This window comes from Paenibacillus motobuensis (assembly GCF_039521865.1).
Lineage (GTDB): Bacteria > Bacillota > Bacilli > Paenibacillales > Paenibacillaceae > Fontibacillus > Fontibacillus motobuensis.
Genome location: NZ_BAAACX010000025.1, coordinates 1 through 25,676 on the forward strand (window position 1 = coordinate 1; position 25,676 = coordinate 25,676).

At 48.9% G+C, this 25,676-nt stretch carries 22 protein-coding genes; all 22 read right to left on the bottom strand.

Going from position 1 to position 25,676, the window contains the following annotated elements; translation table 11 throughout:
• Positions 1–218: 218 nt before the first annotated feature.
• The 22 genes from lysS to ABD014_RS22260 all read right to left on the bottom strand — a co-directional run bounded on the left by lysS (position 219) and on the right by ABD014_RS22260 (position 25,660).
• Complete coding sequence (gene lysS / locus ABD014_RS22155) at positions 219–1,733, bottom strand: lysine--tRNA ligase (RefSeq protein WP_343864968.1); 1,515 nt, start codon at positions 1,731–1,733, stop codon at positions 219–221.
• A gap of 122 nt (positions 1,734–1,855) precedes the next feature.
• Positions 1,856–2,332 (bottom strand): transcription elongation factor GreA, encoded by a 477-nt coding sequence (gene greA / locus ABD014_RS22160; protein ID WP_068778533.1) that lies wholly within the window; start codon positions 2,330–2,332, stop codon positions 1,856–1,858.
• A gap of 365 nt (positions 2,333–2,697) precedes the next feature.
• Complete coding sequence (gene dusB, locus ABD014_RS22165; protein ID WP_343864970.1) at positions 2,698–3,699, bottom strand: tRNA dihydrouridine synthase DusB; 1,002 nt, start codon at positions 3,697–3,699, stop codon at positions 2,698–2,700.
• 32 nt (positions 3,700–3,731) lie between these two features.
• Positions 3,732–3,935, bottom strand: coding sequence for a helix-turn-helix domain-containing protein (locus ABD014_RS22170; RefSeq protein WP_343864971.1), 204 nt, complete (start codon positions 3,933–3,935; stop codon positions 3,732–3,734).
• Positions 3,887–4,435 (bottom strand): 2-amino-4-hydroxy-6-hydroxymethyldihydropteridine diphosphokinase, encoded by a 549-nt coding sequence (folK, locus tag ABD014_RS22175; protein WP_343864972.1) that lies wholly within the window; start codon positions 4,433–4,435, stop codon positions 3,887–3,889. Before folK ends, ABD014_RS22170 begins: the two co-directional genes overlap by 49 nt.
• A gap of 9 nt (positions 4,436–4,444) precedes the next feature.
• Positions 4,445–4,807 (bottom strand): dihydroneopterin aldolase, encoded by a 363-nt coding sequence (folB, locus tag ABD014_RS22180; RefSeq protein WP_343864973.1) that lies wholly within the window; start codon positions 4,805–4,807, stop codon positions 4,445–4,447.
• Positions 4,808–4,884: 77 nt separating this feature from the next.
• On the bottom strand, positions 4,885–5,721 hold the full coding sequence (folP, locus tag ABD014_RS22185; RefSeq protein WP_343864974.1) for a dihydropteroate synthase: 837 nt from the start codon (positions 5,719–5,721) through the stop codon (positions 4,885–4,887).
• Positions 5,722–6,603 carry an aminodeoxychorismate lyase gene (gene pabC / locus ABD014_RS22190; RefSeq protein ID WP_343864976.1) on the bottom strand — a complete coding sequence of 294 codons (882 nt, stop codon included), beginning with the start codon at positions 6,601–6,603 and terminating at the stop codon, positions 5,722–5,724. It lies immediately after the preceding gene.
• Positions 6,600–7,181 carry an aminodeoxychorismate/anthranilate synthase component II gene (gene pabA, locus ABD014_RS22195; RefSeq protein ID WP_343864978.1) on the bottom strand — a complete coding sequence of 194 codons (582 nt, stop codon included), beginning with the start codon at positions 7,179–7,181 and terminating at the stop codon, positions 6,600–6,602. The genes pabC and pabA overlap by 4 nt, the downstream gene beginning before the upstream one ends.
• Entirely contained in the window at positions 7,165–8,733 is a 1,569-nt protein-coding gene (locus ABD014_RS22200; RefSeq protein WP_343864980.1) for an anthranilate synthase component I family protein, read from the bottom strand. Before ABD014_RS22200 ends, pabA begins: the two co-directional genes overlap by 17 nt.
• A 208-nt stretch (positions 8,734–8,941) precedes the next feature.
• Positions 8,942–9,880: a cysteine synthase A gene (gene cysK / locus ABD014_RS22205; RefSeq protein WP_126994440.1), complete on the bottom strand. Its 939-nt coding sequence runs from the start codon at positions 9,878–9,880 to the stop codon at positions 8,942–8,944.
• A gap of 325 nt (positions 9,881–10,205) precedes the next feature.
• A complete protein-coding gene (gene hslO, locus ABD014_RS22210; RefSeq protein WP_343864983.1) occupies positions 10,206–11,114 on the bottom strand; it encodes an Hsp33 family molecular chaperone HslO in 909 nt (302 codons plus the stop codon).
• A 105-nt stretch (positions 11,115–11,219) separates the two neighbouring features.
• Positions 11,220–11,984 (bottom strand): type III pantothenate kinase, encoded by a 765-nt coding sequence (locus ABD014_RS22215; protein ID WP_343864986.1) that lies wholly within the window; start codon positions 11,982–11,984, stop codon positions 11,220–11,222.
• A gap of 5 nt (positions 11,985–11,989) precedes the next feature.
• A complete protein-coding gene (gene nadC / locus ABD014_RS22220; protein WP_343864988.1) occupies positions 11,990–12,856 on the bottom strand; it encodes a carboxylating nicotinate-nucleotide diphosphorylase in 867 nt (288 codons plus the stop codon).
• Complete coding sequence (nadB, locus tag ABD014_RS22225; RefSeq protein WP_343864990.1) at positions 12,846–14,462, bottom strand: L-aspartate oxidase; 1,617 nt, start codon at positions 14,460–14,462, stop codon at positions 12,846–12,848. The genes nadC and nadB overlap by 11 nt, the downstream gene beginning before the upstream one ends.
• A 35-nt stretch (positions 14,463–14,497) precedes the next feature.
• Complete coding sequence (gene nadA / locus ABD014_RS22230; protein WP_343864992.1) at positions 14,498–15,436, bottom strand: quinolinate synthase NadA; 939 nt, start codon at positions 15,434–15,436, stop codon at positions 14,498–14,500.
• Between the two features lie 291 nt (positions 15,437–15,727).
• Entirely contained in the window at positions 15,728–17,857 is a 2,130-nt protein-coding gene (gene ftsH / locus ABD014_RS22235; RefSeq protein ID WP_343864994.1) for an ATP-dependent zinc metalloprotease FtsH, read from the bottom strand.
• Positions 17,858–17,957: 100 nt separating this feature from the next.
• Positions 17,958–18,497 (bottom strand): hypoxanthine phosphoribosyltransferase, encoded by a 540-nt coding sequence (gene hpt, locus ABD014_RS22240; protein WP_343864997.1) that lies wholly within the window; start codon positions 18,495–18,497, stop codon positions 17,958–17,960.
• A 54-nt stretch (positions 18,498–18,551) separates the two neighbouring features.
• Positions 18,552–20,000 carry a tRNA lysidine(34) synthetase TilS gene (gene tilS / locus ABD014_RS22245; protein WP_343865000.1) on the bottom strand — a complete coding sequence of 483 codons (1,449 nt, stop codon included), beginning with the start codon at positions 19,998–20,000 and terminating at the stop codon, positions 18,552–18,554.
• A 42-nt stretch (positions 20,001–20,042) separates the two neighbouring features.
• Positions 20,043–20,984 carry a serine/threonine protein kinase gene (locus tag ABD014_RS22250; RefSeq protein WP_343865075.1) on the bottom strand — a complete coding sequence of 314 codons (942 nt, stop codon included), beginning with the start codon at positions 20,982–20,984 and terminating at the stop codon, positions 20,043–20,045.
• Complete coding sequence (locus ABD014_RS22255) at positions 20,968–21,714, bottom strand: vWA domain-containing protein (RefSeq protein WP_343865002.1); 747 nt, start codon at positions 21,712–21,714, stop codon at positions 20,968–20,970. The genes ABD014_RS22250 and ABD014_RS22255 overlap by 17 nt, the downstream gene beginning before the upstream one ends.
• A 238-nt stretch (positions 21,715–21,952) precedes the next feature.
• Entirely contained in the window at positions 21,953–25,660 is a 3,708-nt protein-coding gene (locus tag ABD014_RS22260) for a non-ribosomal peptide synthetase family protein (RefSeq protein ID WP_343865004.1), read from the bottom strand.
• Positions 25,661–25,676: the final 16 nt, after the last annotated feature.

Here is a 25,676-nt window from a genome sequence, read left to right on the forward strand (position 1 = left end):
CTCTTATAATATATCACATCCAAGTCATTAATGCAAGCATTATTTTTAATTTCTTTTTCAGAAGCTGTCCAACAACGCTTCAAATTAACGACTGGACATTTAATATACCACCGTGCCACAGATAATGCAAGTACTTTTTTATTTTATCATGATTACATAAGAAAGACCGTCTCCAACCGTAGAATAACTACGTTGTGGAGACGGCCCTTTATCTTCTATTAACGCATGTGTGGGAATAACAACACATCCCGGATCGAAGGTGAGTTCGTCAACAGCATGACGAGACGGTCTACCCCGATTCCAAGTCCGCCCGTTGGCGGCATTCCGTATTCAAGCGAGCGAATGAAGTCCTCATCCATCTCATGTGCTTCATCATTACCGTGTTCACGTTCGAGCATTTGCGCCTCAAACCGTTGACGCTGGTCAATCGGATCATTAAGCTCGGAGAACGCATTAGCATGCTCACGTGCCACGATGAACAACTCGAAGCGATCTGTAAAGCGAGGATCCTCTTCATTCTTTTTAGCCAATGGAGATATCTCTACCGGATGACCATATACAAATGTAGGCTGAATCAACGTCTCCTCTACAAATTGTTCGAAGAACGCATTCAAGATATGACCATAAGTCATATGCGGCTCAACTGGAACTTTATGCTCCTTAGCCAATTGGTGTGCCTCTTCATCTGTCATCTGCACGCCAAAGTCTACCCCGGTCACTTCCTTAACCGCATCTACCATAGATACACGGCGCCACTTTGGAGTTAGATCTACTTCTTGGCCTTGATAATTGATTACAGTTGTACCCAATACTTCTTGGGCAATATGAGCAATCATATTCTCGGTCAAAGACATGATATCTTTATAGTCCGCATAAGCTTCATACAATTCCATCATAGTGAATTCCGGGTTATGGCGCGTCGAAATTCCTTCATTACGGTATACCCGACCAATTTCATAGACCTTCTCCATGCCACCAACAATTAGACGCTTCAAATGGAGCTCAAGAGCGATCCGCATATAGAGCTGCATATCCAGTGCATTATGGTAGGTAATGAACGGACGAGCCGCCGCACCGCCTGCAATATTATGAAGTGTTGGAGTCTCAACCTCCAGATAGCCGATTGAATCGAGATAACGGCGCATGGATTGAATAATCCGGGAACGATTAATAAAAGTTTGCTGTACTTCTGGATTTACGATCAAGTCGACATAACGCTGACGGTAACGCAGTTCAACGTCCTTCAGACCATGGTATTTATCAGGCAATGGATAGAGGGACTTGGACAGTACCACCAGGTCCTCTACATTAATCGTAGTCTCGCCGGTCTTCGTCTTGAACACCGCACCAGTTACACCGATAATATCGCCCAGATCAAGCAGCTTGAATGCTGCATACTTGTCCTCTGGAATGCTGTCCTTGCGAACATAGATCTGAATTTTGCCGGACAAGTCCTGGATATGCGCAAAGCTTGCCTTACCCATACCACGCTTAGCCATTATGCGGCCAGCGATGGATACCTTGACTTGCTGCTCATCCAACTCTTCCTTCGTCATTCCATCATACTTGGTCAGAATATTCCCCGCCATATTGTCGCGCACATATTTGTGGCCAAAAGGATCGATTCCAAGCTCACGCAGCTCGTCCAATTTTTCGCGACGAACCTTCAATAACTCGCTAATCTCGACGACTTCTTCATTATGCATTTCTTCGTTATGCATTTCTTCGCTCATTCTTCGCTCCACTCCTTACAGACTATAAAATAGGGTTGTTTCCCCCTTAAATCACAAACCGATCACATAAAACAGTGAAAGAAGCCTCCGCTGGGGAAGCTTCTTGAATCGCTAAATCAGCTTTATTTCTTAATATCAACAATTTTATATTGAATAACGCCTGCCGGTACGTTCACATCGACTACAGCGCCCTTCTTCTGGCCCAGGATTGCCTTGCCTACCGGGCTCTCATTCGAAATCTTGTTCTGCAGCGGATCGGATTCAGCCGTACCTACGATCGCATATTCCATCGTATCACCGTACTCCAGGTCTTCTACAATAACCGTTGAACCGATGCTCACTGTATCTGTATCGATCTCGTCGTTGTTAATAATACGCGCGTTGCGGAGCATCTTCTCCAGCGTAATGATACGTCCTTCAATAAATGCCTGCTCGTTCTTCGCATCTTCATATTCCGAGTTCTCGCTAATATCGCCGTAGCCGATCGCGGTTTTAATCCGTTCAGCAACTTCACGGCGTCTAACAGACTTCAGATTCTCAAGTTCTTCTTCCAGTCTTTTTAGACCGTCCTGTGTAAGAATAACCTCTTTATCGCTCATCTCAACCGATTCTCCTGTCATGGAAATAATTTTCGCACTCGTGTAAAGCGATCTTGAACTCCTCTAATATATATGCGGTCGATATATCCTGCAAATAGGAGCAGCAAATCCCCCCACGTATGGCGAAGGCCCTGGTTTCCGCCTGGCCAGAGGCGGCAAAAAATAACGCATCATTGAGATTATCATATGCAATCTCTTGGAGGTCAGACCACTCCATGTTGTGGAAGTTATCTCCTGAGGCGAATTTATACTGTGAAATTATAGGGGAACGATTCTGAAATGTCAATGACAGCTAAATTTCCAAATGTAAACGTTTCAAAAAGTTCACTTTTGCTTCGGTTTGATTCAACTGGTTATTCTTGTAACTACGCCGACGCCTCAGTCTCTTCCCGCTCCGAGGAAAGGCTGGCAACAAAATCTTCAAGAATGCGAACCATTTCATTTCGTCTCGTCTCTTCCATAATGGAGTCCTTAATCCGGGCGGCCCCTTTTAATCCCTTCAAGTACCATGCCAAGTGCTTGCGCATCTCGCGAACTGCAACACTCTCGCCTTTCAGCGCAGCCAGACGGTCCATATGCAAAATCGCAATTCGAATCTTCTCTTCGGCCCCTGGCTCTGGGAGCAGTTCCCCCGATCTCAGATACTCTATGGTACGATACAGCATCCACGGATTCCCTAGTGCTGCCCGTCCAATCATGACACCGTCACAACCTGTCTCAGCCAGCATCCGCTTAGCATCCTCGGGAGTATGAACATCACCATTACCGATAACCGGGATCGATACCGTGTCCTTAACCTGCTTAATATAACTCCAATCGGCTGTGCCTGTATAGAGCTGCTCACGAGTCCGTCCATGGACACTGACTGCCTTGGCTCCAGCTTGTTCAACAGCCTTAGCATTATCAACGACATAAATATGCTCCGAATCCCAGCCTATACGCATCTTCACCGTAACCGGCTTACTTACGGCATCAACAACAGCGGATACCATCTCGAATATTTTATTCGGATCAAGCAGCCATCTTGCACCGGCGTCACATTTTGTAACTTTAGGCACCGGGCAGCCCATATTAATATCGATAATATCCGCATTCGTCTGCTGATCGACAACCTTCGCTGCCTCAACAAGAGACTCGCGGTCACCTCCGAAAATTTGCAGGCTCAGCGGCTTCTCCCGCTCATCAACAAATAGCATTTCCCGCGTGCGTTTGTTGCCATGAAGAATGGCTTTATCGCTGACCATCTCTGCACAGACCAGCCCTGTACCAAATTCCTTGGCAATCAACCGGAAGGCAGGGTTGCAGACACCAGCCATCGGGGCGAGCACAACTTGGTTTTTCATCTCAATATCGCCAATCTTCAGCATGATGGTCCCTCCTCTATATAATCGGCTTTATTTTATTCCAACTTCAGTTCTTGCAGGGAAATCCCCAGACAATCTGAAATTTTAATTAAAATTTGATCTTCTACATGTCGATTCCCGCGCTCGATAGCACCGAGAACCGCCAATGAAATCCCTGAACGCCCCGCCAGCTCTTGCTGGGTGAAGCCTTTCAGCTTCCGGAACGCACGGATGCGCTGACCCAATTGCACGCTTTCCAAAATCGAACGCCCCCCTTATCATCCATCTGTTCAAGAACATCGTGAACACGACGATATAGTCCAGACGCTTCTCCTGTCGGAACAATATCAGCTAGAGGAACGAGTACAAATGCCCGTTCAAACATTCGGGGATGCGGGAGAATTAAATGGGCTGTGGACAACTGATGCCCTTCCACCCATAACAAGTCGAGATCAACCGTCCGGGGGCCCCATCTAATAATGCGCTCCCTGCCAAGCACCTGCTCCGTCTGCAGCATAACATCAAGCAGCGCTTCCGGTGCCAGCGTGGTTTGCAGGGCAATGGCCATATTTACAAAATCAGGCTGATCCGCGTATCCAACCGGATCAGTCTCATACATATTCGAGCAGCGAAGTACCGTAATCCCGGGGTGTTCATCTAATAAACTGATCGCTTCCTTCAAAGTTGCCTCACGGTCGCCCAGATTGGCTCCCAGTGCAATATAAGCCTCAGAAGCTTCAGTCGAAGTCTGTATAGTCATGCATGCTTCTCACTTTCTTGAACGGTATAGTTCCACCGTAACGCCATCAAAATGAACATCAAAAGGCGGGTGCGGTTTGGTTAAACGAACCGTTAACGCATCTACCATAGTATAAGTGTCCAAAACCGAGGATGCAATATGCTCAGCCAGAGCTTCAATCAGCTTAAAGCTCTTATGCTGGACGATTCCTTGGACCAGCTCATGGACTTCAGCATAATTTACCGTTGTAGTCAGATCATCACTGCTTCCGGCAGCCCTCAAATCCATCTCCAATTCCAAATCTACGATGAAACGCTGGCCCAACTTGCGCTCCTCTGCAAAAACGCCGTGATACCCGTAATATTCCATGCCGCGAAGAATCATTTTATCCATAAATTATTTATTTCCGCCTTTCAATATATCTTACTTTCACTTCAAAATAGAGTGATCGTCGTATGTCATATTAAGTGTTAAATATGCACAATAGCATCGCACATCTGTACCGTCTGCTTAATCTCCTTCACATCATGTACCCGCACGATCTGACAACCTTGAGCAATACCAAGCGCCACCGTAGCCGCCGTTCCGAACACAAGCTCATCTATCGGCAGATCGAGCGTCGTTCTAATAAATCTTTTGCGCGACGTCCCCAGCAGCATCGGGAATCCAAGATGGACCAGCGCATCCAGCGATTGCATCACTTTCAGGTTCTCCTCATAGTCCTTGGCAAATCCAATCCCCGGATCGAGGATGATATTATCATCACGCACTCCGGCATCTCTGGCAATTCTAACGCTCTCAAGCAGATCATCCGCCACATCCTGCATCAGAGCACTATAATTACGGTCATGCCGATTGTGCATGATGATCGCCGGGCAATCAAATTGTGCTGCTACCACGGCCATCTCAGGGTCTGCTTTGAAGCCCCACACATCATTAATAATATGAGCCCCCGCCTGAAGCGACTCTCTAGCAACGACAGCCTTATAGGTATCCACCGACAAAGGAACTTGCGGCATCACGCGGTGGAGCGCCTCTACGATAGGGACAACCCGTTCCAGTTCTTCCTCTACTCCTACTGGGTTATGCCCGGGCCGTGTTGACTCTCCACCAATGTCGATAATATCTGCTCCGGCAGCTATCATCTCCTCGGCATGGCGGATCGCCTCATCCATCCGATTATAACGCCCCCCATCCGAGAAGGAATCCGGGGTCACATTAAGGATACCCATAACCAACGTGCGGTTGCCTAACTCAAGCACAGTATCACCACAGCGGTAACTACGTTTATATCGTTTTGGTTGCATTTATACTCCCGCCTTTTGTCTATATTGCTCTATAAGCAGTCTTGTAATAGATCCCATTTTACCATTTCCGACTATATAACTGCCTCCTTCGGGCTCAAGAAGACATGTTACAGGCACCGCCTCCTGAATGGAATTCGTCACAAAGATCTCGTCCGCTTCCTTCAATCGGTCCCACTTATAATATCCTTCTTCAAGCGGCAGTTCCAATTGACTAGCCAGTTCCAGAATGAACGCACGGGTAATCCCCGGCAGAATACCAGTGCCTATATCGGGCGTATGTAGCTTGCCATTATGCACAAAGAATAGATTGCTCACGATACCCTCAGCCAAATAACCTTCTGCAGTCAGTTGCATCCCTTCGTAGTTACCCACCCTTAAATGCGTGTATTCTCTTAATTCACGCTTCGCCAGCATATTATTCATATAATGAAGCGATTTGAGGCGAATCTCACCCTCTGGCGTATTCCTAGGCGTGTTCAACCGATATAGCGACTTGCCCTCCATATACAACTGCGAATCTACTAGCTCTAGTGATTTAACATAAATAATAACAGTAGGATCTCCATAATCTTCTGAGGGAAGTCCGAGCGGGCCTTCTCCCGCCGACACTGTAAGACGAATATAACCGTCCTGAAGATCATTGAGACGAAGCAAATTTCCGATCTCTTGGACAACCTGATCTAACTGCAGCGCATAACGAATCCCCAGACTCCTGCAGCCTTGCTCAAGCCGTTCCAGATGACTCTCTATTAAAAATGGACGTCCGCCATAGGTTCGAAAAGTCTCGAACAAGCCCATCCCGTACATGAAGCCGTGATCCATTACGGACAGCACGGCTTCAGCGGCTGGGGTGGGAACTCCATTCACCCCGATATATTTCATATGAATGCTTCTGCCTTCCGGCTTAAGAAATTACGGAGAATCTGATGTCCATGATCGGTGATGATGGACTCAGGGTGGAATTGCACGCCTTCAACGTCATATTCCTTATGACGCAAGCCCATGATTTCTCCCTCTGAAGTCTCCGCGGTGATCTCCAGACAATCCGGCAGACTCTCCCGTTCAACGATCAGAGAATGATAGCGCGTCGCCGTAAACGGGGATGGCAGCCCTGTGAATACCGATTCACCCTGATGGTGAATGGGCGATGTCTTCCCGTGCATTAAGCGCTCCGCGCGAATTACGTTCCCGCCGAAGGCCTGACCGATCGCTTGATGACCGAGACAGACGCCAAAGATCGGAATGACTCCTTTGAACCGTTCAATGACATCCAGTGTAATTCCGGCCTCATTCGGTGTACAAGGACCCGGAGAGAGCAGAATGTGATCCGGCTTAAGCTCGGCTATCCCGTTCAGATCAATCTCATCATTACGTTTAACAACAACGTCTTCCCCAAGTTCTCCCAAATACTGCACCAGATTGTACGTAAATGAATCATAATTATCAATGACCAGTATCATTTCCTTCATCCCCCTTCTTGACGCCTTGGCATCCATCTTGATGGCTTCTTCCCAACGCCATGGCTATTGCCTTGGCCTTATTATGACATTCCCGATACTCCCGGTAAGGCGAAGAATCGATGACGATTCCCGCTCCCGTCTGAATATATCCGAATCCGTCTTTTACGACCAGCGTACGTATAATAATATTTAATTCCATATTGCCGTTATAGTCAATCCACCCCATCGCCCCGGTATAAGGCCCGCGGGTGACAGGCTCCAGCTCCTCGATGATCTCCATCGTCCTGATCTTTGGCGCTCCTGTAATCGTTCCACCGGGGAAGACGGCCGCAATCGCATCCATCGCTGTCTTGTCTGCCGGAAGCCGTCCCTCCACCTCAGATACCAGATGCATGACATGTGAATAACGTTCGACCGTGAACAGCTCGCTTACTTTGACAGAGCCGAACTCAGCCACCCGTCCCAGATCATTACGCAGTAGATCAACAAGCATAATATGCTCCGCCTGCTCCTTCTCGTTCGTGCGCAGTTCTTCCTCCATCTTCCGATCCTCGGCCTCAGTCAGACCGCGGCGCCGCGTTCCTGCAATTGGACGGGTACGCATGACTCCCTGATCCAGCTTGATCAGCAGCTCAGGCGAGGCAGATACAAGCTGAAAGTCAGGAAAGCGCATGAACCCCATATAAGGCGAAGGGTTAATCTCTCTTAAGTCTTCATAAATGTGCTCGGGCGAGACTGCTAGAGGAAATGCTTGTCTCAACGACAGGTTGACCTGAAATACATCGCCCGCAGTGATATATTTCCGCACTTGTTCCACCGCCTGCTCGAAGCCCTCTTGAGAGAGAGAGGCACTATGTGCTGTAGGCTCCGGAATAGACTCCAATGTAGACGCTGAGTTCTGCCTAGTATTACCGCTCTTTGAGCTGCTGAACCTTTGCCATTGCTCCATCATTTGAGTAGCCGTTCTTTCAGCCAGGTTATATTTCTCCCGTAAACTCTCGATACTCTCTTCCCTGCCCGCTATCGGGCAGTGAACAACCGCATAAATATCGGCGTTCAGAGCATCAACAACCCACAACTCCTCAAATCTCATCCAGATATAATCATCAAGCTTGAGATCGTCCTCCGCCAATTGCGGCAAGCGCTCCAACGATCTAGCCACATCATAACCGAGAAATCCAACGGCTCCGCCACTGAAGAAAGGGAGTTCTGGGATAGACGGAGCTGTATAGGGAGCGAGCCACTTTCCTAACAGTTCAAGCGGCTTACCCTCTAGCATTGCCACCTTAGACCGCTCTTGGCTTAGATCATAGACACGAGCTGAATCTCCCTTACCCCGGATCACAGATACCGGTGTCAAACCGAGAAAGGTGTAGCGCCCCCCTTTTCCACTCTCAAGTACACAGCAATAGGGATGAGCTTCCTCCCAAGCAACGGACCAATGGTCGGGCAACGGGTTCTCAGCATGCATCTTCACTGCATACGGAAGTATTGTCCAACTCCCCTCCTGTGCCAGACGCAACCAATCTTCAAATGTTAGCATAGTCTTCATTAGACGCTGTATCCCCCATCATCTTGTTTGTGCCTGTTAGTATACTAAGCTTTTCTCTCTTATTAAAGTACAAGTTCGTTTATAAGTGTGTGTTGAATCGCCTCTATGGGTATACAAAAAACCCCAGGAGTTCGAACCGAACTACCCGGGGAATGGTATATGATCTGACTCGCGCAGGGAAAACTCACGAATTATAGAGGTTATAGAATTAAGCTTCGAAATTGTAGAGCGGTGTGCTCAGATAGCGTTCGCCATTACTTGGAATGACCGCTACTACGCGTTTGCCTTTGCCGAGCTCTTTAGCCACTTTAAGGGCAGCGAATACAGCTGCGCCGGAGGAAATACCCCCTAGAATCCCTTCTTCTCTAGCAACATGACGTGCTTGATCGAAGGCCTCGTCATTCTCAACATGAATGATTTCATCATAAATCTCACGGTTCAAAATCTCAGGGATGAAGTTAGCCCCGAGGCCTTGGATCTTATGTGGACCTGGTTTGCCGCCCGACAAAATTGGAGACGCTGCAGGCTCTACTGCATAGATCTTCACGTCAGGGAAGTGCTTCTTAAGAACTTCACCTGCACCGCTAATCGTGCCGCCAGTTCCGATCCCGGCTACAAAAGCATCCAATTTACCGTCAAGCGATTCAATAGCCTCAACAATCTCAGGACCTGTCGTCTCACGGTGGATTTTCACGTTAGCTTGGTTTCTAAATTGATCCGCAAGGAAATAATCCGGATGTTCAGCCAGAATCTCTTCCGCCTTCTTAACAGCACCGTTCATTCCTTCCGATCCTGGAGTCAGTACAAGCTCTGCTCCGTATGCGCGCAGCAGATTGCGACGTTCAATACTCATCGTCTCAGGCATAATGATAACTGCTTTGTAGCCTTTGGCAGCAGCAACGAGTGCAAGACCGATCCCCGTGTTACCACTGGTCGCTTCAACAATCGTACCGCCTGGTTTCAATTTGCCAGCCTTCTCCGCTTCCTCAACGATGCTGATTGCAATCCGGTCCTTAACACTGGAGCCTGGATTTTGGTACTCTAGCTTTACGTAGATTTCTGCGCTATCCTCAGGAACAATCCGATTCAAGCGGACTAGAGGTGTACCACCGATCAACTCTGTTACATTATTTACGACCTTTGCCATATAAAGCCCTCCTTTGGATAAAAAGCATGAGGCAGTTCATCGAAGCAGCGAGCCGAATAGCGACATGCCGCCCTTTGAGCTTGAACTTTAACATATAATCTTGATGTAAAAATGAAGACTATTCGAAGAAAATACCATATTTTCTGTCCTCATTTATTTCCGAGTAATTAAGTTGGTTTTACTATCTATTATCTTAACAACCTAAGGTAGGAGTTGTCAAGAAAGGACACAAAAAATACTTTGCCCTTTCGGATCATTTCTGATTCCAAGGGGCAAAGCATCCTATTCTTATTTTCGAGCAATCTGGCCGCCACCGCAGCCGTTATTAATCCTGCTGATCAAGCCGGTTGATTAATTCACTGATGTCTTCGCGACTGAATTTATACACTTCATTGCAGAAGTCACAGATAACCTCTTCTTCTTCATGGCCAGAATCACGAATCTCCTCCAGCTCTTTTCTACCCAAGCTGATTAGTGTGCGTTCAACACGCTCCCGCGAACAATGACAGGCGAATACAATGTCCATCTCGTCCAATATCTTCACGTCAGGAACGATCCAGCGCAGCATCTCCTCTAGCTCCATCCCTTGATCAAGCAACGAAGTCACCGGCGGAAATTTTCCGATGGATTGCTCGATCGCGCTAATCTCTTCATCGCTAAGACCTGGCATCAGTTGAATGATGAACCCGCCAGCCACAATCACGGAGTTATCCTCATCCACCAGAACACCCAAACCAACAGCGGAAGGAGTCTGCTCCGATACTGCAAAATAATAAGTGAAGTCTTCGGCGATCTCACCCGAAATAATAGGCGAGCTTCCGCTATACGGCTCCTTCAATCCTAAATCCTTGGTCACATGAATAAAGCCGGCGGTCCCTACAGCAGCGGCCACGTCTATTTTGCCTTTTCTCTTGCTCGGCGTCTGAACATGGGGGTTCTTGACTGTACCACGAACCTCACCTTTGGCGTTGGCATCAGCAATAATCTGCCCGATAGGACCATCACCCTTCACTTGCACCGTTAATTTCTCTTCGCCCTTTAACATAGCGCCCATCATAGCGGCCGCGGTAACCGTACGACCTAATGCCGCCGTTGTCGTTGGGAATGTATCATGTCTGCGTCGTAGCTCTTCAACGAGCCCGGTTGTGCGCACGGCGAAGGCGCGAACCTTGCCATCCAGTGCGATTCCACGAATAAGATGGTCTTGAGTTGTTGTATTTACGGTATTATCCACCCGAGTATCCTCCCTTGTCTATATAAATGTGTGTTCAAAAAGGCCGGTTTTCAGCACCGAGAAGGTTGGAACTAGGGACAAAAGGAGCGGAGCGTGTAATGTTGTTTATTGGTTGCGTTCGTAAATAATACGCAATCCCTCTAGGGTCAAGAGTGGATCTACTTCTTGAATAGATTTGGATTCGCTGGCAATCAGCTCGGCAAGGCCGCCAGTCGCGATTACCTTGATATCTCCATCCATCTCACGGCCGATTCTCTCCACGATACCATCAACCTGCCCAGCATATCCAAATATGATGCCGGCCTGCATGGCATGAACCGTGTTGCGGCCAATGACCTTCTTCGGCTTCTCCAATTCAATCCGCGGTAATTTCGAGGCTCGCTGATACAGCGCCTCCGTCGAGATTCCGATCCCCGGAACAATTGCGCCGCCGAGATAGTTCCCTCCAGCATCCACGCAGTCGAAGGTTGTCGCAGTACCGAAATCAACGACAACGAGCGGACCGCCATACTTCTCAATCGCCGCAACAGCATTGACAATCCGGTCCGCACCAACCTCTCTCGGATTCTCGTATCTTAGATTCAGACCTGTTCTGATTCCCGGTCCGACAACCAGAGGTTTCCTCCGTAAGTATTTCACGCTGAGATCCTCCAGTACGTGCATCAGCGGAGGAACTACCGAAGAGATAATGACCCCTTCGATTTGCTTAATATCTATATTAGACATTTGGAACAGGTTATAAATCAGCACCCCATATTCATCAACCGTAGATTGACGATTCGTGCCAATCCGAAAATGGTGCAGCAGTTCCCGTTCCTTATAAATGCCTAGAACGATATTTGTATTGCCGACATCCACCACAAGGAACATCGATTTTACCTCACTTTCTTCTCGCCCAGATCCAGACTAATATCCAGGCTTTCGAACGAATATGTCAATCGGCCTACAGAGATCACATCGACCCCACTCTCGGCGATGCTTCGAATTGTCTGCAGCGAGACATTCCCGGATGCCTCCACGGTGACGTGCGGAGCCTTAGACTTGATGAGAGCTACCGCTTCCTTCATCCGCTCCGGAGCCATATTATCGAGCATGATAATGTCCGCCCCAGCAGTCAGGGCCTCCTTCACCTGCTCGAGACTCTCGGTCTCCACTTCGATCGTCATCGTATGTGGAATATTCGCCCGGGCCCGGCTAACTGCCTGCATGATTCCGCCTGCGCCCTTAATATGATTATCCTTAATCATAACCGCATCATATAACCCAAAGCGATGGTTCGCTCCGCCTCCCATACGTACAGCATACTTCTCCAGCATACGGTGGCCAGGCGTCGTCTTGCGCGTATCGACAAGGCGCACAGGCAACCCTTCCAGAGCGTCAATGAACGACCGCGTACGCGTCGCGATACCTGACAGGCGCTGTAGAAGATTCAGGGCAAGCCGCTCACCAGTAAGAATGCTGTGCGTGCTTCCCTCAACCTCTGCTAGAATGGTTCCTTTGGCTATTGCTTCCCCATCCTGAACGAATGGAGTAAATTTCAACGTAGGATCCACGACCTCAAACACCAATTGCGCGACAGGCATGCCTGCCACTATACCCGCTTCCTTGGCATGGATGACCCCTTTGGATTCATGGCCGGCCGGTATCGTCACACTAGTAGTAACATCGCCCGAGCCCACATCTTCGCGCAGCCATATACGAATCGACTCCACTAGCCCTTCATTATATCCATTAAACATCATCACTGATTTCCTCCAGCATCCCTTGTTCTCGGTGCCGCATAATATGCCTCAGCCAACGCTCATCATTCCGTGACGGGAAATCTTCACGATAATGCCCGCCGCGGCTCTCTTCTCGGGTTAGCGCTGATTCTGTCAGCAGCAGCGAACAAGTTAACATATTCGCGAACTCCATCTGCTCACTTGTATGCAGTTCCGTTGTGAAAATAGGCTGCAGCCTTTGTAGCTCCTCTAACCCCTTGAGGAGACCATCACGCGTCCGGCGTACACCAACCTGGCGAACCATCACCTTCTGCAGCTTCAATCTACGTTCAACAATAGGCTGTACTTCCTGCTCTATACGCTCCTTAGAGTAAGCGATATTCAAGTCCGTCTTCCGGATCGGCTCCAATTGACGGATTCGCTCAATGATCCGGCTTCCATATACAATCGCTTCAGATAGCGAATTGCTGGCCAGACGATTGGCCCCATGCACCCCGGTTGATGAGACTTCACCACAAGCGAACAGTCGTTCAACATTGGTCTCTCCATGATGATCGGTACGAACGCCCCCCATCATATAATGCGCAGCCGGAGCGACCGGAATCCAATCCGTCGTCATATCCAGTCCATAACCGAGACATGTCTCATAAATGGTTGGGAACCGACGTTTGATCAGCTCAGGCGATTCATGGGTGATATCCAAATACACATTTGTAGATTGAGTAGCCTCCATCTCGCTCACGATAGCCCTGGCTACAATGTCCCGAGGTGCCAATTCCAGCAGTTCATGATATTTCTCCATGAAGCGTTCGCCTTTGATATTGCGCAGAACGGCCCCTTCTCCACGCACCGCCTCTGAGATCAGAAACCGAGGTGCCCCAGGATAGCATAGTGATGTAGGATGAAATTGAATAAATTCCAGATCACGCAAATAGGCTCCAGCCCGATAAGCAATCGCTACACCGTCTCCAGTAGCTATCTCCGGATTCGTCGTATAACGATACAATTGACCGGCCCCTCCGGTGCATAGAATCGTGGCTTGCCCGCGCAGAAATACACGCTGTCCATCTGGCCGCTGTACCAGCGCCCCTAGACATTCATTGTCCTCCGTAATCAAGTCGATGACATAATGATCGCTCCATACATCAATACGATCATGAGACGTTACCTGCTCAGACAATGCCCGCACGATCTCATAGCCTGTAGCATCCCCATGGGCATGAAGGATACGACGATGGCTATGTGCTCCCTCCTTCGTCAGGGCAAGCGCTCCATTCTCTACATCAAAAGATGTGCCAAGACGAATCAGTTCCTCTACGCCCTTAGGCCCTTCATGAACCAGAATGTTGACGGATTCTAAGGAGCATAGCCCGGCGCCTGCCATCAGAGTATCCTCCCGATGGGATTCTACGGAGTCGTCATCGGACATGACGGCCGCTATACCGCCTTGCGCATATCTTGTATTGCTCTCCATAAGTGCCTTCTTCGTAATCATCGTTACGTGCCGATCTTCACTTGCCTTAATAGCTGTGAACAGCCCGGCGATACCCGAGCCGATTACAATGATGTCTGTGTCGATCACAGGCAATTGCCCGAGATCAAAATCGACCAAATATTGTGGAATCACGGTAGTCACCTGTCTTGAGATGAGAGTAGCGCATGCTACTGAACTTGTAACATGCGCTCTAGAGAAATTCTAGCCTTGTCGGCGACAGCAGGCGGAACATAAATCTGCGGCTGCATCGTCTCGAGACATTTCACGAGTTTCTTCAAGTTGTTAACCTTCATATTTGGACAAACGAGGAATTTGGATGCAAAATGGAATGTCTTATCCGGACTATCCTTCCTAAGCTGATATCCGGTTCCATCTTCCGTTCCGACGATAAATTCCTGTGTGTTCGAATTTTTGCAATAATCAATGATCGCTGTTGTACTGCCGACAAAATCGCCTATAGCGACGACTTCCGGGCGGCACTCAGGATGAACGACGAACTCTGCATTCGGATGCTTCGCCCTCATCTCAACCACATCTTTTACGGTTAGCATGTCATGGGTGTTGCAGTAGCCTTCCCAAATGATCAGCTTCTTGTCCGTGTGCTGCTGGACGTAGTGACCCAGGTTCTTATCCGGAACCCAGATAATCTCATCGGCATCTACCGAATTGATCACCTTGACTGCATTTGAGGATGTGCAGCATATATCAGTCTCTGCCTTTACCTCAGCGGAAGAATTAATATAGGTAACAACCTTGGCATTAGGATGCTGCGCTTTTAGCTTGCGAAGGCCGTCGACATTCACCATATCAGCCATCGGACAGCCGGCCCGTTCATCCGGAATAAGTACCGTCTTGTTCGGTGCCAGAATCTTTGCGCTCTCTCCCATAAAATGAACTCCACAGAAGACGATTGTCTCCGCATCGGTTGAGGCCGCCTTCTGGGCAAGCAAAAATGAGTCGCCACGAAAATCGGCAACCTCCTGAATTTCATCACGTTGATAATAATGCGCTAAAATAATTGCGTTGCGTTCCTTCTTGAGCTGTACGAGCTTCTCCCGCAGTTCGCGGTTCATCTCCGCCTTCCGCTCCAGTGCCTGTGCCTCCACTGATCCTTCCTCCCCTATATGCGCTCACGATTCTACGCCGCGGCTTCTCTCTATAACCACCCAACAACCGTTCATTTCATTGACCTACCGTATGACAGCACACATCGTCACACGGTATTAACAATTAATTTACACAAGGTGAGTTACACTGTCAATCAACCTGAGTGCCACAATTCACACGTTGTAAGGCGCTATTTATGATGATAAGTCTAATTTTATACATAAAAACCGGAGAACCATCTCTGGTCCTCCGGTCATTCTATCCCTCATCTCGGGAACGTATCGATTCGCTTATACGGTAGGCGTACTGCCACCGTTATTAGATCCGTTATTGTCGCCATCTTCCGGTGTAACCGGAGTGTCGCCTACAGTCCCCTGCGGCTTATCCACGACTGGATCTTGCGTGAAATCATTCGCAGAACCACCTGGTACATCGTTCGGGATGTCTCCCTTAGGGATTACAGAATTCGTATCTTCGGTCTTGCCTTGAATACGAACCTTCACATCACCAACGGAATCAATAACTGGTTCTCCAGACTCGGAGGAGCCGTCATTGTCGTTACCATCAATCACTTCGCCAGACTCCAGCAATCTGCCGTGCTTAATCAATTGATCAATTTGGTCAAATTCCAGAGTCTCTACTTCAAGCAAAGTTTCTGCAATCAGATGAACTTCCTTGGAGTGCTCAGTCAGAATTTGTCTACATTGCTCGTAGCACTCGTTAATGAAGCGCTGCATCTCTTGGTCAATCTCATAAGCAATTTGATCACTGTAATTCTGCTCATGTCCGAAGTCACGGCCGAGGAACACTTGCCCTTGCGAGGTTCCGAATTGCATAGGACCGAGCTTCTCGCTCATACCGTACTCGACAATCATGCTGCGTACGATGCTAGTCGCTTGTTGGAAGTCACTGTAAGCCCCAGTACCGATCTCGCCGATGAACAATTCCTCGGACACACGGCCGCCCAGAAGGCCTGTAACTTTCTCAAGCAGTTCTTGCTTCGTAACGAGCATACGATCTTCCTTCGGCAGCATGATGACATAACCGCCAGCGCGTCCACGCGGAATGATCGTTACCTTGTGAACCATATCAGCATTTGCCAAGAAATATCCGACAATCGTGTGGCCCGCTTCGTGGAAAGCGACAATGCGCTTCTCGCGATCGCTGATCACGCGGCTGCGTTTCTCTGTACCAACAATGACGCGGTCGATGGCTTCATCCACCTCAGTCATAGAAATATCTTTACGATTACGGCGCGCTGCAAGCAACGCAGCCTCGTTCAGCAGGTTTTCCAAATCTGCGCCCGTAAATCCAGTCGTCCGCTTCGCGATAACATCCAGACGAACATCCTTCGTAAGCGGTTTGTTGCGGGCGTGTACTTTCAGTACCGCCTCACGGCCTTTCACATCTGGACGGTCAACCGTAATCTGACGGTCAAAACGTCCCGGACGGAGCAATGCCGGGTCAAGAATGTCGGCACGGTTCGTTGCCGCAACAATGATAATGCCTTCATTGCCGCTGAAACCGTCCATCTCAACGAGCAATTGGTTGAGTGTCTGTTCACGTTCATCATGTCCACCGCCAAGTCCGGCGCCACGCTGACGACCCACTGCGTCAATCTCGTCAATAAAGATAATACATGGAGCATTCTTCTTGGCATTCTCGAACAAATCCCGTACCCGGGAGGCACCAACACCGACAAACATTTCAACGAAGTCGGAACCGGAGATGCTGAAGAACGGAACGCCTGCTTCACCGGCTACCGCACGAGCGAGCAAGGTTTTACCTGTACCCGGAGGGCCCACAAGCAGGACACCCTTCGGAATTCTTGCACCTACCGCCGAGAATTTCCGCGGGTCCTTCAAGAAGTCAACAACTTCGACAAGCTCTTGCTTCTCTTCATCTGCCCCGGCCACATCCTCGAAGGTAACCTTCTTCTTCTCCTCGTTATAGAGACGAGCTCGGCTCTTGCCAAAGTTCATCACTTTGCCTCCGCCGCCCTGCGCCTGATTGAACAGGAAGAAGAACAGAATGAACATAATTGCCAGTGGAACAATCGAAGTCAGGAAAGTAAGCCAAATGCTCTGTTCCTGCATTTTCTTCCAGGTTACTTTAAAGTTATTCTGCTCACTGAGATCTGTAATCTCCTTGAGCACGTTCTCGTCAAATGGAATATAAGCCGAGAACTTCTTCGTCCTGCTGTCACCGACTTTTTCTTTATACTCACCGGTTACCAGATAGGCATAACCGTCAAATTTACCGGTTAACTCCTCAACATTGTTCGCCTTCAATTGCTGGCGCAACTCTGTATAACTAGGGGTGACGGTTTCCTCTTGTCCGCCAATAAGAAATTGAGCGATGCCCACCACGACTAAGAAAAGTATCAAATAAAAACCAGAATTCCGGATGAACCGATTCATCCCCTACCTCCTCTCAGAACCTTAAAATATTTTACCATAGCCGCATACGCCTTTTCAAAAAACAGGCAAGGAGTCCATCAAACCGTAAGAACGGCTGATCTTAGCTGGAGTATACCTCCGGCTTAAGTACCCCGATGTAAGGGAGGTTACGGTATTTTTCAGCATAATCCAGTCCATATCCAACCACGAACGCATCCGGCAGAATAAATCCGGAAATATCAGCCTTCAGATCAACGGTCCGGCGGGCTGGCTTGTCAAACAGTGTAGCGATCTTTACAGATTTCACATTGCGGCGCTGGAGTACATCCACCAGATAGCTTAGTGTCAGTCCGCTGTCGATAATATCTTCCACGATCAGAACGTCGCGTCCTTCAACGGAAGAATCCAGATCCTTAATAATCTTCACTTCACCTGAAGAACGGGTGGACGCCCCATAACTTGAGACAGCCATAAAGTCCATCTCTACAGGCACTGTAATCTGCTTAACCAGATCCGCCATGAATATAAAAGCACCCTTAAGAATACAGATGATCAGCGGATTGCGCCCCTCATATTCCTCACTTAATTGTTTGCCGATTTCTGCGACTTTTGCTTCGATCTGTTCCTGTGTGAACAGAACCTCCTGAATATCATTGTGCAAAGTAAGTAAACCCCCTACGTTAAACTATGAATGCCTAGATTTGTTGTTCCTGCTTCAGTTAAACCTTCTCGTATCCAAAACTATTCGCAAGACGGAAGTCGTATGCTGACTTACCGTAGCAATTGCTGAACGACGGAGACCGGGAATCCATATAATTTGGCCTTCCGCGTCCGTCACCATAGGAATTTGGGAGCGAGAAGAAGGAGGTATTTTCGCGTCGATGAAAATATCCTTTACTTTTTTGCTTCCATTTAATCCTATGACCTTCATAAAGTCTCCTGGCAGCCGGGAACGCACAGTAAGCGGATAAAGGAGCTTATCCGCATCGAATACCGCTTCCTCGTCCCCCAATTCATCCAGGGATATAGAGCCCATATTAGCCCTATACCGGGTGAAACGCAAACAATGCTCCGTATTTGGAACAGATATTTCAGCCGGAAAATGCTCTACGGGATATGTATAGGGCAAACCTGAATTTCCCGTAGGATCAAGCATAAATCGGATCGTATCATATTCACGCATACAGCGCAGTCCACCGCCAAGATCAAGACTCCATGTTGTAGGCAGATTCTGAATTGCACCCTTGCGAATCGCTTCAATCTTGGTAAAATCATTGTCTTCTGTGCCTAAAGGCAGATAATTTAATATTAGTTTAATCAACCTCCGTTGTAAAGCGGCATGTAAGGCGACAAAGGGCTCAATCTTGAAAGAAAAAATTCCGCCTTCGTCAAAGACCAATTCCTTATATACCTGTTCCGCCTTCTGCTGTATAAAATCATCTTCTGTACCAACCACTTCGGCCAGTCGATTAAGCGATTCTGTAAGTCCGCTATTATATTGCCCCAAAAAGGGCAGCACATCCAGACGAACTGCATTTCTTGCGTACTTAGGCAATAGATTCGTGCTGTCTGTAACATATGGTATGCCTGTCTTCTCACACACTTGAATTAGGTCATTCTTGTATATACGAAGCAGCGGACGGATAAGTTCCACATTTTTTTCGCGCCGCTTCATTCGCATGCCGGCAAGGCCGGATGGTCCACTGCCACGCATGATTCGCATCAGCACCGTCTCCGCCTGATCGTCGGCATGATGGGCCAGCGCTATCGCACCTGCCTCATATTTCTCTGCTACACTATGCAGGAACTCATACCTCTTCTCGCGGGCCGCCAGCTGAGCTCCATGCCCCGATTCCTTCATATATGCTGGTATATTATAGACACCAAGCTCGAACGGAATACCAAGTTCGCTTGCCATCCTACGTACGAATTCTGCCTCCTCATCCGACTCCGGACCGCGGAACCCATGATTTACATGGGCGCAGACTAAGCGAAGTTTGAGTTCAGGCTCAGCAGCCAATTGATGTAATATATGTAGAAGCGCAACCGAGTCAGGGCCTCCCGATACAGCCACGACAATGCAGTCTCCCGAAGACCACAATCTCTCCTCGCGGCCGATCTGGCGCACTTGCTCAACTAATCGGTGCATTACTCTACTGTTCATGCGCCCTCCCCCTCCAATCGTCATCTCTCTATTATAAATCATCTAATTCCAGAATGTGAAAAACAAAGCACAGAGAAGTAAAAGCAAAGATAGCGTAAAAGCCCCCATCATCCACGCTGGTGTCGGTGATTTGGCCTTACGCTGCATAACTTGCTTCTGTACCTGTTCCCTCCATAATTGGCGAGCCTCCGCAGTACTGCGGAATTTCCCCTCTAGCGCTCGCTCAAGCCATTTGCGGTAAGGCTGCAGGGACGCCTCGCCCTGCACGATCGCCAGCAAGTCGCCCTTGCTTCGAGTCTGCGGCAAGCTGGTGGCGACCTCCTTAAGTGGAGCCTCTGCTAGCAGATGAATGCATACGACCGCGAATGAGAACAGATCATAGGAAGGCTCGGCCGTCCTTCCCCCCGCTCCCCAGTAACCACGATCGTACCATTCTGTAAACTGCCGCACGCTGCGGCCGTTCTCGCTAACTCCGCCGTAATCAATTAGCTCCACCTCGCCATAAGGCGAGACGAGCACATTCTCCGGCTTCAAGTCCCCGAACGTGAATCCCAGGCCATGCAGCCCTTCCAGCTGCTGCAGCAGCGAATATCCGGCGACATTCAGCCATCTGCTGCCCTGTTGTGCCAGGAATGCCCTTAGCGGCTCACCCTTCACATAGCGCATAACATAGAAAGGAATCTCCTTGCCTTCTAGAGAGTAATCATCTACCTCTACCAGATATGAGAGATCCCTTTTTCCTGTTGAACTTATCTTGCGTTTTCTCCGCTGCAGCGCCTTAAGCACGTTGATTTCCGATTGTAGGTCGATCGTGTCGAAGCCCATTTTGAGTGCATACAGTCTTGAACTCTTCACCTGCTTCACCAAATAGACGACCCCGTTGGCGCCTTGTCCAAGCAGACGCTGAATCAAATAGCGTTCACCCTTCCAGCGGCCGGTTACAATCGTTCCTGGCGGCAGGGTCCATTTAGACGACGTAGTCACCAAGCATCGCTTCTCCTTCACCTTTCTCGTCCGAACCATTCCTAGCTCCGTGTCCATTCAGTGTACCATAACGGAAGAATTCAATCACCTTCAGGATCGCCGGGCCGGTCGGAGTTGCCCCCCTCATCATAAGGCGCTGGAAAATAGACCGAGCTGAGCCCAAATTGCTGGTCCAGCCGATATCCAGGACCGCATCCTCACCGCTATGAGCACCCGGAAAGTGGAAGACGGCCACTTGACTGCTGCCCTTCCTCGCTCCCAGGCTCAGCATCATATCGCGGATCGCTTCCTCCACGGCAGCCAGCTTCGGCTTCATACTGGCACTAGCATCGATCAGCAATGCTACCTGTAGGGGACTGTTCTCGCTAAGCTCATCGATCACCTCTACCACTTCGGCGCGCTGTTCTGGCGGCAGCACCTCGACTGAGGATTCCCCCAAAATTTGCTTCAGCTCCTTGCCTACCGCCTGCTGAATCGTCTGAACGACCGTCTTCCTCGTCAGCATCTGCATCGTCTGTGCCAGCTTGTCCGTCCCTGTCAGACGGCTCATCCCTCCGCCACTTCTGGCGATCTCCTCAATTTCAATACTGCCAAGCTCACCAATCGTCCCATAATCGACAACCCCTACTACATTGACGGTAATCCCTTCCTGACGGGCCAACGCCGCCGCCATCACCGGACTCTCTCCTACATTAGAACAACCATCTGTAATCAACATAATTTGTTTCATCGCTATAATTCGCCTCCTAATCATTCCTGTAACTCTCTCTTCTCTAGCATTTCCAGGATTGATAGGATTCAAACTAGCTCCATTGAAAACTAATCGACAGGCAGGATACTAGGAGAACGGATTCTTGCAATTTCTCTACTGTACTTATGGCTAGAATAGCAGAAGCGGCCTCCGTCAATGAGCTGACGTTGCCGCTTCTGTACTGCATTTATCACTCAGAATATTAGAATCATTGCTTCTACGGCGCAGGGAAGTAGCCAATCCGCACCGCGTAATCTATCATACGTTGGAAAAATTCACGGTCCGGCTCATGGCAGACGACGGACGTACCTGCTAGAAATTCATTTGTCTGCGGGCAGGCGAAGCGGTAGATAGAATTCTTCGCCCCGTCTCCCTCCAATTGAGCCATCGCCAACTCCATGCCGGCCTGCTCCTTCGGCTGATTCGGATCGAGCAGCCATGCCTCGTAATCACGCCACTCCAACAGATCTATATAATAGCCATATTCGCGCAAGTGGTCGACCATGTCTATATAAGAGATCTGCACCGGATTGCAGATATGGAACAATCTACCCGAACTCTTCTCCTGTAGCGCCAGGGCCGAGATAGATGCACCTGCATAATTCACTGGCGTGAAGTCTACTTGCCAATGCACTCGCGGTGCCTTGCCAAGCAGCAGCATCGCCTTCAGCATCCGATAGAAGGCGTTATTGTCTATGTTCTTCTGGAATACACCCGTAGTCGAGTAGCAAGACAGATTGCCTACCCGGTATACCGAGGCAGCCACTCCTTCTTCCTCGCAGGCCCGAATCACCAGCTTCTCCGCTTCGAGCTTACTATTCGTATATACATTCTCGGTGGCTACCGCATCGTAGCCACTGCCTGCTGTGAACGACTCCCATAAACCGAGAAAGGCCAGGTCCTCCGGAATCCCCAGTGTGGATACATAATGGAAGCGCACATCCTTCCCGCGCGCCAAATCAAGCAGACGGTCCGTACTCTCAACGTTTACTTTGGTAAAATAGTCGGTCGAACCAAAATGCTTCACCTCAGCTCCGCAATGGATAATGGAATCCAGATGCTGATCCAGCAGCGCTGCATCCTGTGGACTAAGGCCAAGATTCGGCTGCTCTAAATCCCCACGGACTGCGACAACCCGATTTTTCATATTTCGTGTAATTTCGGTCCCGTAGTACCCCTTCATCACATCGACGAGGCGCTGGTATGGTTCTTCCCCTTCCTTGGCACGCACAAGGCAATATATGACCGCCTCAGAGGTTTGCAGCAATTGATAGAGCAGAGAGGAACCTAAATACCCGGTAGCCCCGGTCAATAGAATATGATTCTGAGGGGACGCAGAAGGTTTTCTGTTCCCGCCGAACATACGTGGATATTCCGCTAAATCACGAATTTCCTCGCTGCCCGCGAAGGAATCCTCTTCTTCAGTTACATCCATTAATTCAATCACTCGCTCAGCCATAGCATGTACTGTTGAGTATACGAAGAAATCGTTAATTTTCAATTTAGGGAACCGCGGCTTGAGCAGTACCAGCGTCTCCAAGATCTTCAGGGAATGTCCGCCAATCTCGAAGAAGTTGTCATATAAGCCTACGCGGCTGCGGTGAAGCGAGTTCTCCCAGGCGACTGCGATCTCCTTCTCTAATTCAGTAACCGGCGCAACGTAGTTAAAGTCTTCCTCAACCTGCACAGGGATATCATAGGTGCCCAGACGTTTGCGATCAATCTTGCCTGTCGGTGACAACGGCATCGATTCCAACATCATAAATTGACCAGGAACCATATAGGCCGGAACCTTGGTCTTCAGGAAGGTAGCAAGCTCCTGCTTACCAATCTCCTCGCCGGACTTGGAAGTATAGAAGCCTATCAGCATCTTCTCGCCGTTATCGTCCTCCTTGACGATCACGGCAACATCCTTCACTTTCTCGTGCTTCGCCAGATTCTCCTCGATCTCTCCGATCTCAATCCGGTAGCCCCGAATCTTCACTTGGAGATCCTTTCTCCCCATATACTCTATACCGCCATCGTTCAGAAGACGAACCAAGTCGCCTGATCGATAATATCTTTTACCCGAAGTAGGATCTGTTGGATCAATAATAAAAGCCTCTTCCGTCTTATCAGGCAGATTTAAATAGCCTTTAGCAAGACCGATGGAATGAATCAGCAGTTCACCCATTACATTCACCGGACAGAGTTGGTCATTCTCGTTAACGATGAGCACCTCGTAATTAGCGATAGGCTTGCCGATGCTGACCGTAGTCAAGTCCTCTGATACCTGTTCCATGATCATATGTGTCGTCGCGGCCACTGTAATCTCAGTCGGTCCATACGCATTTACGATGAAAGGCTGATGCCCCAGCTTCTTCTGTAAATTACGGACGGACTCCCCTGGGAGCGCCTCGCCACCAATAACAAAACTGCGAATCAATTGATACTTGACCGCCTCTTCTACCGTTAAGTACGCGGATAATTGATTGAAGAATACGGTTGGCAGAATCCCTATCCGCGTCGCCCCGGTATCCTCAATCGCCGTGGTGAAGCTGTCGACCGAATAACGCTGTTCATTGGACAATAGATGAAGCCTAGCACCACAGCATATTGCACTGAATATATCGTATACGGAAGCATCAAAGCTGAAGGTAGAATATTGCAAAATGACGTCATGCTCCGAGAATTGAAGCTGCATCGTAGTAGACATCGACAGGTTCACGACACCAGCATGGCGGATCAGGACTCCCTTTGGTCTTCCCGTTGTACCTGACGTATAGATTGTATACGCAATATCATCCTGATCGATGGGAATATGGCAGGCTTCGCCTGGATAAGAGACGAACTGCTCCAGATCGAAGCATAACAGCTTCAACTCATTGGCATTATCTGCTACAAGCGGCTGCAACTTAGATAGATAAGTTTCCTTAGTTAGTACAATCCGGGAGCCCGTATCTTCGATAATATACTGATTCCGATCATCCGGATGTTCTGGGTCCAGCGGAATATAAGTCCCACCGGCTTTGAGGGCGCCGAGCATGCTGACAACAGCTTCCATGCTGCGCTCCATGTAGATGGCCACGAATCCGCCTTTGTGCAGTCCTTGCTCAATTAGCGCATGGGCAACCTGATTGGATAACCGGTCCAACTCAGCATAGGTCAACTTCCACTCAGCCGACGACAGCGCAATTCGGTCTGGGAAACTCTCGACAGTCCTGCAGAGCATCGATGTAATCGTCAGCTCTACTCCCCAATTTCTAGCGGTATCATTAAGCTTCTCATAAGCCAGTACATCCTCATCGGTCATGATGGAAATGTCGCCCAGAACAATATCCGGACGATCCAATACCGCCTGAGCAATACATTGAAAATGTCTCGCGAACTTGTTAATCGTACTCTCTTTGAACAGGTGGCTCGAATAGGTGATCTCAGCTACCCACTTTTCCTCCTCTGTCCGCACATACCAGTTAAGACGACTGGCTTCATAAGCGGCGTTTCGTCCATAGATGGTCTGCACTACAGGAGACTGCGAAACCAGTTTCTCAATCTCCTGAATAGGCAAGCTGGCTTCATTGGATAGAACAAGCCGCTCCGCTATAGCTGATAGCAACTGGCTGAATGGAATCCCAGCCTCAGTATGAATCCGTATTGGAAGGATTCGGCCATCCGTGGCTTGTATTCCAACAATTTGATCCTGTTCACCGCTCATACGATATAGGAAGACATAATAACAAGCGATTAGCCAAGTCTGAATATCAGTTTCCTGGACCGTCTGTCTCTTGAATGATGAACTAATATTCAATTCATAGGTCATACTCTTGGACTCGCTGGCCATTGCTAAATCTGGGTAGTCAGTATGGATATGAAATCCGGATAATGGCGGCTGAAGCTCTCTTAGCCAATATTCCCGGGCTTTCTTATTCATCAGTAGGGTACTCACAAATGTTCAGCTCCTA